The sequence below is a fragment of the Mesorhizobium sp. B2-8-3 genome (assembly GCF_006440815.1).
In the GTDB taxonomy this organism is placed as follows: Bacteria; Pseudomonadota; Alphaproteobacteria; order Rhizobiales; family Rhizobiaceae; genus Mesorhizobium.
In genome coordinates this window covers 15,973-27,860 of the sequence record NZ_VFTW01000044.1, presented here as the reverse complement: position 1 = coordinate 27,860, position 11,888 = coordinate 15,973, and the positions used below count along the sequence as shown (strand labels likewise).

The window sequence follows — 11,888 nt, the reverse complement described above, 5'->3', positions numbered from 1 at the left end:
TCTCATCCTCCGATCTCGCTGGCGGAATCGAATCACGGAATGACCTTAGACAAAAGGGTTTTTCCGCAGCCTGTTAGAGCAATCCCAGGAAAAGTGCGAAACGGATTTCCGGCCGGAAGCGAAGAGTGAGGCAGGCCCGTTATCGAGGACCAGCCGGCCGCCACGCCGCGGCGCCCGCCGCAACCAGCATCAGTCCCGCGGCGATCAAGGCGCAGTTGGCGAAGCCGAGGGTCGTGTAGAGCGGGCCGAAGCCTGCGGTGCCGACAGTGACGGCAAGATAGGTGACCGCGCTGTTCAGACCCATGATGGTGCCGCGCCGCGCCGGATCGAGCGCGGTAAGGCGCATGACCAGCACGTTCAGCCCGAAATGGTTGGCGAGACCCCATACGCCTATCGACGCAAGCAGCAGGCCGAAGCCGGCGCTTGCCAAGGCGATGGCGACATAGACGGCGGCGACCAGCAGATAGGCGAACGGCATGACACGGCGCGCGCCGAGCCGGTCGATGACGCCATCGAGCAAAGCGGCCGCGCCGAAGCCGAGACCGTAGGCGACGGCGGCCAGGCCGTTGGCGCTGACCGGCTCGCCGAGGGCTTCATGAAGATGGTCGCCGAGATAGCCGTAGACGCCGTAGAAGGCGGTCATAAAGGCGCCGCAGGCAATGAGCAGCGGCAGGATGCCGGGAACGGCGAGCGCGCCCAGCGGCGACGGCGCCGGACCGCTTTTCCTGACGTCATGCAGCGAACTCAACGCCAGGCCAGCAACGGCCGCTCCCGCCAGCAGCGCGACGGCCGCGAAGACGGCGCGCCAATGGATGAGATCGGCGATCACGGCCGACAGCGAGACACCGGCGACCATGGAGAGCGTCCAGCCGGTCAGCACCACCCCAATGGTGCCGCTTTCGCGGCCGGGCGGCGCGATCGCGGCCGAGCTGGCATAGATCGCCGGCATGGCGATGCCGGCGGCGATGCCGGCAACGAGCTGCGCGGCCACCAGCATCGTCACCGTCGGCGCCAAAGCACTGGCGACGAGCGCCAGAGCCAGCAGCAGCAATGCGCCCTGCAGCATGCGGCGCGCACCGATCCGGTCGATGTAGCGGGCAAGGAAGAGCGCGCTGGCCGACGTGCCGAGGCCGAAGGCGGCGGCAGCCGTCATCACCGCCGGCACGCTTGCGCCGAACGACGCCGCGACGGCGGGCGCGATCGGTCCCAGAACCAGGGAATTGGAGCCGATGACGGCGATGCAGCCGGTCAGCAGATAGGCGGCGGCCGGTATCGGCGCCCGAGGCGCGTGGGTCATAATTGCAGATTGATTGGTGTTCGACATATCTCCATAATGGCCGAATTGAATTCCGCATCAATGGAGAATTTCCATATGGACGCAGAAACAGATGACATTCAGCGGAACAAGCATCCGGTCCGCGAGATCGACCCGATCGACCGAAAGATATTAGGCGTTCTGGTCGAGGACGCGACCATCAGCTATGCCGATCTGGGCGAGCGCGTCGGCCTGTCGCCGCCGGCGGCGCATGAGCGGGTCAAGCGATTGAAGCGCAGCGGGGCCATCCGCGCCACCTCGGCGATCATCGATCCGAGGGCGGTGAAGAAGCCGCTGCTGGCCTTCGTGCATATCGACACAAGGGGCTGGGGCAAGACGCCGGAACTGATGGCGGTCTCCAAATATCCGGAAGTCGAGGAAATCCACACGGTCGCCGGCGACACCTGCATGCTGCTCAAGGTGCGCACCGAGGACACGCGGGCGCTGGAAGGCTTGCTGGCCCGCCTCTACGACACGCCCGGCGTCACCTCGACACGCAGCTATGTCGTGCTGTCGACCTATCTCGAGCGGCCGGTGCAGCCCGAGATCACGAGCGAATGGCCGGCGCCGAAGCATATGGCGACACCGGTTTATTAAGTCGCCGCGATCTGGTGGCGCCTGGAACGCGCCAGCAGATAGAACGCCGCGACATGCGTGATCATCAGCAGCGGCACGTAGAGGATCGGGATCGCATAGGTCGCGCCCAACTGTCCGGCATGGCCAGGAAGGTCGAGCACGGTGCCGAGATAGTAGTCGCCGACAAGGTCCACCACGCCCGCGACGTTGAAGGCGACGACCAACGGCCAGAAGATCGCAGGCCTCGCCACCGCGAGCAGCGCCAGCATGGCGAGCAGACCGGTGGCGAAGTCGCCATAGGCGGCGAAGCTTGCGAAGTCAGGAGCAAGGTCGGGACCGACCACGCCCGGGATGAGGAAGACGAGGCCGAAGAAGCGGAAGCTGTGCAGCGTTGCTATCGCGCGCTGCGCCTCTATCGGCTCCATCGACCTCAGCCTTGGCCAGATATAGGCGACGAAGCAAAGCAGCCACGGCACGTAGCCAAGCGCGAGGTGGATGTTGAAGATCATCGCTGGTGACATCTTCGCCTCCTTCAGTGTTGGTTTTTCGCAATTCCGGACGGAAGGCTACGGCCAAGCCGCCGAGCCTGACCGCCGAACGATTTTCCTGGAATTGCTCAATTGACCGGAACGGCTTCAAACACAGCCGTCAGAATGCCCAGACGTCCCTCCATGAGATTGCGTCCGAGATTGGTGGCGAATTCGGCGAAACCCTGGCCCATGACGACCCCGAGATTGAGCGAAGGCGGCGGGCCGGAGGCACGGAGCTCGGCGAACCAGGCCTTGGCGGCAGCCGTGTCGTCACGGCGGACGAGCGTGCCGAAGCCGGCGGCTTCGATCGCTTCGCAGGTCTCCTCGGCCGTCAACAGGAAGCTTTCGCCCGGCGTCTTCGCCCAGGGCACTGGATAGAGCGGATCGCCACCATTCAGCACGACGTCGAATGTCGCGAATTTTCCGCCCGGCTTCAAAACGCGCCTGACCTCGCGGTAGAGCAACGGCCGGTCGGCGATGTTCATCGCCACATGCTGCAAAAGCGCGGCGTCGAAACGGCCATCCTCGAAGGGAAGCGACAAAGCGCTACTGGCTTCGAACGACACTTGGCCGGCCTGCCCGGTTCGCGCTGTCAGATAGTGCGCGGCCTCGACGAAGGGTTCGCTGAGATCGACACCGGTCACCGCGCAGCCATATGTCGCCTCCAGGAAGCGAGCCGGCCCGCCGATGCCAGATCCGACGTCGAGCACCGACATGTCGGCGGTGATGACGGCAAGATCGGCGAGCTCCGCTGTCGCGGCCAGCCCGCGGGTGTGGAACTGATCGAGCGTGGCCAGTTGCTCGGGCTTCAGCCGCTGTTGCTCGGGTCCAAACACCGCCAGCGCGGTCTTCAACCGATCGGTCAGGCCGGTCGCGCGATAGTGATCGCGCACGCGATCGAGTTCATCGGTCATTGCCATTTCCCTTCAGGCTTCCAAAGTCACGCAAGAAATACGGCCGCTTTCTGCCGGCAACTATCCGCGGTAATGTCGATGGGTCATGAAGCAGAACTTCACAGTCAGACACGGCGCGCTCGATGGTGTCGAGGCGTTTTTGAGTGTGGCCAAGCACCGCAATTTCCGCAAGGCGGCGGTCGAGCTCGCCGTCACTCCGTCGGCGATCAGCCAGGCGATACGAACGCTCGAGGCGCGCCTAGGTGCTGCGCTCTTCGTCCGCACGACGCGCAGCGTCGGCCTGACGGAAGCAGGCGAGCGCTTTTTCGCGCGTGCCCGGCCCGCCTTCGAGGAACTGATCGCGGCAAGCGAGATCGCGCGCGGGATGGGCCAGCGGCCGGCGGGGCTCCTGCGCCTTTCGGTACCGCCGGCCGTGGTGCCGATGCTGCTGGAGCCGATGGTCGCCTCCTTCTGCCAGGCCTATCCCGAGATCGAGCTGGAGATCGTCGCCAGCGGCGAGCTCGCCGATCTCGCGGCCGAAGGATTCGACGCCGGCATCCGGATGGGCGATCTGATCGCGCCCGACATGGTCGCGGTCCGGCTGACGCCCTCCTTTCCGATGGTGGTGGTCGGCAGTCCCGATTATCTGCGCCGGCGCGCGGCGCCCGAGCGCATCGAGGACCTGCGCGACCATGCCTGCCTGCGCCTGCGCCGTTCGAACGGCTCGGTCGCGCCATGGTCCTTTGTCGACGGAAACAAGACGATAGAGGCGATCGTCTCGGGACCGTTGATCGCGCATGACTACCCCTCGCTGCTCGGCGCGGCGATCCAGGGTGTCGGGCTGGCGCAAGTGCCTGGCCCTATCGCCGAGGCGCCGATCGCCGACGGGCGCCTGCAGGCGTTGCTCAGCCGTTTCGCGGTGACCACGCCGGGCGTATTTCTCTATTACCCGGAAAGGCACCAGGTGCTGCCCAAGCTGCGCGCCTTCATCGACCATATCCGGCAGCCGGGCGCCGCTGACGTCCCCCGAAGCGATCGGGCAGGCGGTGGCAAAGCTGACGCTTCGAAGGCCCGTGAAGGCGGCTGAGCCAGGCAATAAGCCGCTCGACCGAACAGAGCGGCTTCGGCGATGCCGGCCGCATGCGCCGCGCCTTCATGAGGAGCTTCGGCCAACCACCGCAAGCGATCCAGTGTGCGACGGCGCGAAGGTAACGCTTCTAAACCCTTATCCTTTGTGCCACGCAAGCATTCTGCGGATCTCCTCGCGTTTTTCTTCCGACAGACCCGAGAGTAAGTCCTCGTCCAGGTATCCTTGCCGGATGAGAGTTGCGAAAACGACGGTCAGTTGCGAATAGCGATAGTCGAACGTCCGATCCAAATCGCGACGTTGCTCCTTCAGATAGTCCTCGACCTCCCACATCTCGGAGGGCGTGGTCGCGGCGTTCGCCCGTCTTTTGAATTCGGCCATGATGCTGGCCAGTGCCCTCTCAAGAGCCTTGTCATATGCGGCGCGGGCAACTTTCTTTTCGGAGGGCGACCAACTAAGCTCATTCAAGGTCATAGACATCTTCCAGGAAGAATCGTGCGGTGGATATTATCCTAACCGAGTCGCCTTGTGACCTGTTTTCCGCTTCGCCGCCGCACCTTGGCGGAACACCGCACATGGCGGCCATCATTCTGCGGAACGAGCCGCGATTAGTGATCGAATACGTTCTGCATCCGCCTGCGTGGCGGGATTGTAGACGATCATGCCGAGTTCCGGGCGGCCATCGACCGCAAAGACGGAGAACTCCAGCTCGATCAGCCCGATCTCGGGATGCCGCAGGCGCTTCACGCCCTCGCCGTGGGCCGGCACGATGTCGTTGTCGCGCCACAGCGCCTCGAATTCCGGACTGATCCGGCAAAGCTCTTCGACGAGTTGGGTGATTTCCGCGCCTGCACCCGCCCTCGTGGCATCCGCCCTGAACGATCCGACCACGAAGCGCGCGACACTCTCCCAATCGTCCTGCGCGTCGCGCACGCGCGAGTTGCCGAACATCAGGCGAAGGATGTTGCGCTGCTCGCGCGGCAGCTTGGAATAGTCGGTTAGCATCGCCGCGGCTGCACGGTTCCAGGCAACCACGTCCCATGTCGCGGTCTTGATGATCGCCGGGCTGGGGTCCAAAGCGTCAAGGACGCGTTGGAGGCGCGGCGTCACGCTGTCGACGTTTCTGTAGCGGACCTCCGGGGGCCGGCCGAGACCCAGCATGAACAGATGCTCGCGTTCGGGCTCGGTCAGCATCAGCCCGGTCGCGATGCGGTTGAGCACGTCCGCCGAGGGCGCGCCGCCCCGTCCCTGCTCCAACCAGGTGTACCAGGTCGGGCTGATATTGGCGCGCTGTGCCACTTCTTCGCGGCGCAGCCCTTGGGTGCGCCGCCGCCCGGTGGCGAAACCGAAGGCGGCCGGATCGAGGCGCATGCGGCGGTCCCGTAGAAAGGTGCCCAGCTTGTTGGCCGTCTCGGCTGGCATTGCGATCCTGTTGGCCATTATACCATGATAAAGTCACTACTTTAACAGAATGATCTATAGCGCAAATAAGGCCTCCGAACAACAAGCGGAGATCTCCCATGCGTGTATTCCTCACCGGCGCTACCGGCTTCATCGGTTCCAGAATCGTGTCAGAGCTTCTCGCCGCGGGCCATCAGGTGCTCGGCCTGACCCGCTCCGAAGCCGGCGCGCAATCGCTTATCGCCGCAGGCGCCGAGCCCCATCGCGGCGACATCGAAGACCTCGACAGCCTGCGCGACGGCGCAGCGAAGTCGGATGCGGTGATCCACACCGCCTTCGATCACAATTTCTCGAATTTCGTCGCGAATTGCGAGAAGGACAAGCGCGTGATCGAAGCGCTGGGCGGGGCGCTCGCCGGGTCGGACCGGCTGCTCATCATCACGTCGGGCGTGGGCATGGGCTCTGCCGAACACGGACAGCCGGCGAGAGAAGACATCTTCAACACCGAACACCGCAATCCGCGTATCCTGTCCGAGCTTACCGGTGCGGCGATGGCTGAGAAGGGTGTCAAAGTATCGGTGGTGCGGCTGCCGCAGGTGCATGACACGGTGAAGCAGGGCCTGATCACCCCGCTGATTGCCCAGACACGCGCCAAGGGCGCCTCGGCCTATCTTGGCGAGGGCCGCAACCGGTGGTCGGCGGCGCATGTGCTCGACGTCGCGAAGCTCTACCGTCTGGCGCTGGACAGGCAGGAAGCCGGCGTGCGCTACAACGCCGTCGCCGAGGAAGGCATCGCCATGCGCGAGATCGCGGAAGTGATCGGCGCCGGCCTCGACGTGCCGGTGGTCTCGCTGTCGCAGGACAAGGCAGCGGACCATTTCGGATGGCTTGCCATGTTCGCCGGCCTCGACATGCCGGCGTCGAGCGAGTGGACGCGTGCGCATCTCGGCTGGCAGCCGTCCGGACCCGGCCTGATCGCCGATCTCGAACGGATGGATTATTCGCAGGCGGCCGCGGCCTAGCCCGGTCCTCCGGCGGTTCAGCGACCCGGCTGGACCGCCGTCTGCAGCAGGTGCGCTAGGCTGTCAGACTTTTCAACCTCGTCGGTGAGGTCGAGCCCGGACAGAAGGTCGACCAGATGGCTGTTCATCAGGGCGGCCGCGTCGGCGCTGTCGCCGGCTTCGGAGGAATACCGTCGGGGAACCCTACTTCCCGCAATAGTGGTCGTTGATGTCGTTCACCGCATTCGCGTCCGGTCCGACGCGGTGATACGCGCAGGCGCCCGCCGCCGTGTTGGTCATCTGCTGATCGTAATAGCGCGGCCCGCCAAACAGCGTCTCGATGATATCGTCGCTGGCCGGGACATAACGTTCCTGTTCGGTGACGCGGTGGCGATGTTCGCCAGCGGCAACCGGGCCGGCCATCGCGGCTGCCGCGGCAAGCGTGAGCGCGGCGATTGCAAAATGTTTCGTCATGGCAGCGACCTTCTGGCAATTTGGATCTGCAGCATATCCAAAATCGCCAGCAGAGCAAAAGTTCCCGTTTGCCCGCCGCCGACTTCAAGGCGAGCGAGGCTCAGCCTGTTGTGACATCGGCGTCCGATTTTTGCCTGCCGTATCGCCAATCGAAGAAAGATAACGGCAGTCGCGACGGCGGATTTTCGACAATGGCCGGCTCCGATGCCGGATATCCTGCATTCGTTCGGCCACCGCTCCCGAAGGCCAAGGAATAGCCAGATGACAGCCAGAGTGATCGTCCTCGACGCCAAGCCGCTTGGTACGGAAGACGTCGCCGAGATCGCGCGACGCAATGCCCGGCTCGTGCTCGGCGAGGAAGCCATGCGCCGCATCCGCGCCAGCCGCGCCCTCATCGAGCGTCTCACCCAGCTCGGCAAGCCGCTCTATGGCGTCACCACCGGGCTTGGCGCCTGTGTCGACACGCCGCTCGCCGAGGCCGACCTGATCGCCTTCCAGCACAGCGTGCCGCTCAGCCACTCGATGGGCGCCGGGCCGTCGCTGCCGACCGAGGCTGTGCGGGCGCTGATGGTCGCGCGCATCTGCGGCATGGCCGCGGGCGGCACGGGCACGTCGGAGGGCGTCGTCATGGGCCTGGTCGCGGCGCTCAACGCAGGCGTTCATCCGGTCATTCCGAGCTGGGGATCGGTGGGCGCCGCGGACCTTGCGCCGCTCGGTCATCTGGCCAGGGCGCTGCGCGGCGACGGCGAGAGCGAATATCAGGGCAGGATCATGCCATCGACCGAGGCGCTCAAGCTCGCCGGGCTCGAACCGCTCGACCTGCGCGAGAAGGACGGCCACGCCATCATCGTCGCCAACAGCCTTTCAACCGGAACGGCCTGTCTCGCCCTCGAGGAGATCGCATGCCTGATCGACTGGTCGCTGGCGGCGGTGGCGCTGAATTACGAGGCATTCCGCTCGTCCCTCAAGGCCATTGACGAGGATGCGCTGGCAGCGCGGCCGGCCTTCGGCCAAGTCGAGATCGGCACTCGGCTGCGGACGGAGCTTTCGGGCAGTGGGCTGTGGCAGGAGAACGCCGCGCGACGCTTGCAGGATCCGCTCAGCTTCCGTTGCGTGCCGCAGGTGTGGGGCGGCCTGCTGCACGCCTATGAGCAGGCGAAGCTGGCGACGGAGATCGAGCTTGGCCATTCGGGCGACAATCCCGTCATCCTGCCGGAGGCTGAGCGGGTCGTCTCCAACGGCAATTTCGACCTGACCGCTTTCACGCTGACCTGGGAAAATCTCGGCCAGGCGCTGGCGCATTGCGCCGTCGGCACCGCCAACCGCTCGATGAAGCTGATGTCGCCGACGGTGGCGGAGCTGCCCCGGTTCCTGTCGGCCAAGGGCGGCAGCCGCCAGGGATATGCGGAACTGCAGAAGCCGGTCGCGGCGCTCGAAGCCGAGATCCGGCACCTCGCCAATCCGATGTCGCTCAGCCCTCTAGCCATCTCGGATGGCGTCGAGGACCAGTCGTCGATGGCGCCACGCGTGGTAGCCAAGACCGCCGCTATCATAGAACGCCTGCGCTATCTGGTGGCGATGGAGTTGATCTTCGCCGCCACCGGCGTCGAGCTGCGCGGCGTGCTGGACAGCATGGGCGAAGGGCCGCGGCGCAGCTATGAGGCCGTGCGGGCGCTGGTCGCCCCGCTCGACGACGACCGCGAAATGAGCGCCGACATGGCGCGGGTGGCGCGCATGGTGGCGGGGCCTCGGCTGTAGAGCGGACCACAGGCCACTACCAGCGCCGCGTCAGTCGGCCCGGACGTTTCGTCTGTTCGTAGACACCCTCGTCGACGCAGCTCGGCTTCCGGCCGGATTGCGGCAAGCGTCGTCGGCTACCTGTCGCGCTTCAGTCCGGCGATAAGGACAGTCCCGCGAGAAGCGGCGCGTAGGCGGCGAGCCTGCGGGATACGAACTCGGTGAAGAGCCGTACGCGCTTCGTCTTGCGTGTCTCCCCCTGCGTGAGAAGCCAGAGCGTTCCGTACATGTGCAGGTCGGTACCCGGCACCCTCGCCAGCAGAGGGTCGGCATCTCCCACGAAGCACGGCAGCGTCGTCATCCCGAGCCCCTGCCGCACCGCGACGACCTGCGCCTCGGCATCCGTGACCCTGAACGGAACCTCGGCGGCGCGAACCTCACCCGGGTGGGCCCAGTCCGGGATTCCATGAATGCTTATGACGATCCACCGGATGGGATCAGGCGCGCCCGCATGCCACGCGGCCAGTCGATCGCGGGACATGTAGATACTGCCGAATACATCCGATCCCTTGAGGCCGTGAAGATTGAGCGGCAGGGTTTTGCGGTCGTAGACGACGCGGATCGCGACGTCGGCCTCGCGGTTGGTCAGATTTGCCAGCTCGCCGGACGACAAGATTTCCATCTCGATGTCCGGATACAGACGCGCGAAATCGGAGAAGTCCGGCATGAGCAGGTGTGTCGCCAGCGGCGGCGCCAGTGTCACCCGCAGTAACCCGCGCACGCTCTCGTCGCGGCCGAGGACGCGCGTCTCCAGCTGGTGCGACGACACTTCCATCTGGTCGGCGAGCTCGAGGACCTCCTCCCCCGCAGCCGTCAGGCGATAACCCGAAGGCAGCTTCTCGAACATGTGCGCCCCGAGCCGTTCCTCGAGCTGAGCGACGCGTCGCAGCACGGTCGAGTGGTTCACTCCGAGGCGCTCGGCGGCAGCCCGCACCGAGCCTGCGCGCGCGACGGCAAGAAAGTAACGTCATCCCAGTCGATCATGGTGCAATCCAGCACCGCCGGGGTGCGCCTTCCAAAGCCCGCATCTAACAGCAGCACGGGCGGTCGTCATAGCCTAAGCGGACAAGCACGGCCGAATTCCGAACGGCGGACAACCGATCGTCGTGGCTTGCGTCAATCGTCCAACCGGATCGATTTCGCACCACCGATGTGCGCGCTTCCGCACTCAACGCCTGACTGCGGCCGCCCCATCTTGAGGTTCTCGGGGTCTCCCCGAACGACCAAAGATGGAGCCTGGAAGGAAAGTCATGGGAAAGTTGGATGGTAAGGTTGCAGTCATCACAGGTGGATCGAGCGGCATGGCACTGGCGAGCGCCAAGCGGTTCGTTGAAGAAGGCGCCTATGTTTTCATCATGGGCCGGAAACAGGAGGCGCTCGACGAGGCCACAAGGCTGATCGGCCGGAACGTGACCGGCGTGCGCGGCGACGCGGCCAATCTCGACGACCTCGACCGTCTGTTCGATAAGGTCAAGCGGGAAAAGGGCAAGATCGACGTCCTGTACGCGAGCGCCGGCACGGGCGAAGCCGTCCCTCTGGGCGAGATCACCGAGCAGCATTTCGATGCGACCTTCGGCCTGAATGCGCGCGGCACGCTGTTTGCGGTTCAGAAGGCATTGCCGCTGTTCAACGATGGCGGATCGATCTTCATGACCGGGTCAGTTGCTTCGGTGAAAGGTTTTCCTGGTTACGGCGTGTATGCGGCGAGCAAGGCGGCGTTGCGCTCATTCGCACGCACTTGGCTCAACGAACTGAAGGGCAGGAATATCCGGGTGAACGTGCTGAGCCCGGGGCCGATCGCCACACCGATGCAGGACCAGGTTCTCACCGAGGAGGCGAAGCAGATGTTCGAATCCCTGATCCCGCGGGGAAAGATGGGGCGTCCCGAGGAAATTGCGGCGGTCGCGCTGTTTCTTGCTTCGGACGATTCCAGCTTCGTGAATGGGGTGGAGCTGTCTGTCGACGGCGGTTTCTCGGCCATCTGAAATCGCGCCTGATCGCGGAAATAGCGCGCCGATGGCGAAACGACTTCCGCGCTGAACGATCGGCCCGGTCGTCCACGAGAGGACGTCTCCGCGAAGGTCGCCACACAGCGGGACGGATAACCCAGCGCCTTTGAGGGCCTGGGAATCAACATCAACACGGATCGGAGAAATATTATGAGCTATGCAATCGTAGGATTCGGTAAGGTAGGCCAGGCTCTCGCCCATGCCTTCGCCCGTAAAAACATCGATGTGACCGTCGCGAGCCGCCGGCCGCCCGAGGCGTTGGCGCCACAGGCTCGGGCGATTGGACCCACGGTCGTCGCCAAGTCGCTGCGGGAAGCACTCGAGGCCGACACAATCATCCTGGCGGTCCCGTTCGGGGAGCATCGCGAGGTTGCGAAAGCCCTGCCGAGCTGGAAAGGCAAGACGGTCATCGACGCGATGAACGCGTTTCCTGCACCTGAAGAGCTGGACGGCCTCCCGTCCTCCGCCTTCGTCGCCAAGTCGTTCACCGGCGCCAAGTTCGTGAAAGGTTTCAATCACCTGATTGCGGCCACCCTGGCTGCCGATCCGGTCGTCGAGGGCGGCCACCGGGTCGTCTTTCTGTCAAGCGACGACGAGGACGCGACCGCTCCCGTGGCGGTCTTGGCCAAACAGCTCGGGTTCGCACCCGTCAAGTTGGGAAGGCTCAACGAAGGTGGCGCGCTGGTGCACGCACGCGGCCGCACTTGGGGCCAGCTCATCTTCCAGGATTTATTCAAGAAGGAGCAGTAACCGATCTACGACCCCGTCATTCCCGCTCAAGTTCGGCAGACTTCGCGCCAACGGG

At 64.8% G+C, this 11,888-nt stretch carries 12 protein-coding genes and 1 pseudogene; 6 read left to right on the top strand and 7 right to left on the bottom strand.

Going from position 1 to position 11,888, the window contains the following annotated elements; all coding sequences use genetic code 11:
* Positions 1-139: 139 nt before the first annotated feature.
* On the bottom strand, positions 140-1,324 hold the full coding sequence (locus tag FJ418_RS31320; protein WP_140872129.1) for an MFS transporter: 1,185 nt from the start codon (positions 1,322-1,324) through the stop codon (positions 140-142).
* A gap of 48 nt (positions 1,325-1,372) precedes the next feature.
* Here FJ418_RS31320 and FJ418_RS31315 point away from each other — a divergent pair, with 48 nt between their 5' ends.
* Positions 1,373-1,912, top strand: coding sequence for an Lrp/AsnC family transcriptional regulator (locus FJ418_RS31315; RefSeq protein ID WP_140705006.1), 540 nt, complete (start codon positions 1,373-1,375; stop codon positions 1,910-1,912).
* Here the strand turns inward: FJ418_RS31315 and FJ418_RS31310 are convergent.
* A complete protein-coding gene (locus tag FJ418_RS31310; RefSeq protein WP_140646896.1) occupies positions 1,909-2,412 on the bottom strand; it encodes a hypothetical protein in 504 nt (167 codons plus the stop codon). The two genes, FJ418_RS31315 and FJ418_RS31310, sit on opposite strands and share 4 nt — an antisense overlap.
* Before the next feature lie 95 nt (positions 2,413-2,507).
* On the bottom strand, positions 2,508-3,335 hold the full coding sequence (locus FJ418_RS31305; protein WP_140872126.1) for a class I SAM-dependent methyltransferase: 828 nt from the start codon (positions 3,333-3,335) through the stop codon (positions 2,508-2,510).
* 85 nt (positions 3,336-3,420) lie between these two features.
* Here FJ418_RS31305 and FJ418_RS31300 point away from each other — a divergent pair, with 85 nt between their 5' ends.
* Complete coding sequence (locus FJ418_RS31300; protein ID WP_140872124.1) at positions 3,421-4,401, top strand: LysR family transcriptional regulator; 981 nt, start codon at positions 3,421-3,423, stop codon at positions 4,399-4,401.
* 138 nt (positions 4,402-4,539) lie between these two features.
* Here FJ418_RS31300 and FJ418_RS31290 read toward each other — a convergent pair whose 3' ends face one another.
* Both FJ418_RS31290 and FJ418_RS31285 read right to left on the bottom strand, forming a co-directional pair.
* On the bottom strand, positions 4,540-4,875 hold the full coding sequence (locus FJ418_RS31290) for a hypothetical protein (protein ID WP_181167161.1): 336 nt from the start codon (positions 4,873-4,875) through the stop codon (positions 4,540-4,542).
* Between the two features lie 111 nt (positions 4,876-4,986).
* Positions 4,987-5,841, bottom strand: a complete 855-nt coding sequence (locus FJ418_RS31285; protein WP_246683298.1) for a helix-turn-helix transcriptional regulator — start codon at positions 5,839-5,841, stop codon at positions 4,987-4,989.
* An 80-nt stretch (positions 5,842-5,921) separates the two neighbouring features.
* Here FJ418_RS31285 and FJ418_RS31280 point away from each other — a divergent pair, with 80 nt between their 5' ends.
* Positions 5,922-6,824, top strand: coding sequence for an SDR family oxidoreductase (locus FJ418_RS31280; RefSeq protein ID WP_140872122.1), 903 nt, complete (start codon positions 5,922-5,924; stop codon positions 6,822-6,824).
* 183 nt (positions 6,825-7,007) lie between these two features.
* Here FJ418_RS31280 and FJ418_RS31275 read toward each other — a convergent pair whose 3' ends face one another.
* Complete coding sequence (locus FJ418_RS31275; RefSeq protein ID WP_226891947.1) at positions 7,008-7,277, bottom strand: hypothetical protein; 270 nt, start codon at positions 7,275-7,277, stop codon at positions 7,008-7,010.
* Between the two features lie 261 nt (positions 7,278-7,538).
* Between FJ418_RS31275 and hutH the strand changes: the two genes are divergently transcribed.
* On the top strand, positions 7,539-9,035 hold the full coding sequence (hutH, locus tag FJ418_RS31270; protein ID WP_140872120.1) for a histidine ammonia-lyase: 1,497 nt from the start codon (positions 7,539-7,541) through the stop codon (positions 9,033-9,035).
* Between the two features lie 130 nt (positions 9,036-9,165).
* On the opposite strand, the pseudogene FJ418_RS31265 reads toward hutH, so the two are convergent.
* A pseudogene (locus FJ418_RS31265) lies at positions 9,166-10,058 on the bottom strand (LysR family transcriptional regulator).
* 266 nt (positions 10,059-10,324) lie between these two features.
* Between FJ418_RS31265 and FJ418_RS31260 the strand changes: the two are divergent.
* Complete coding sequence (locus FJ418_RS31260; protein WP_140872118.1) at positions 10,325-11,059, top strand: SDR family oxidoreductase; 735 nt, start codon at positions 10,325-10,327, stop codon at positions 11,057-11,059.
* Between the two features lie 174 nt (positions 11,060-11,233).
* The gene (locus tag FJ418_RS31255; protein WP_140872116.1) at positions 11,234-11,833 is read left to right on the top strand and encodes an NAD(P)-binding domain-containing protein; all 600 of its coding nucleotides are present in this window, start codon (positions 11,234-11,236) and stop codon (positions 11,831-11,833) included.
* Positions 11,834-11,888: the final 55 nt, after the last annotated feature.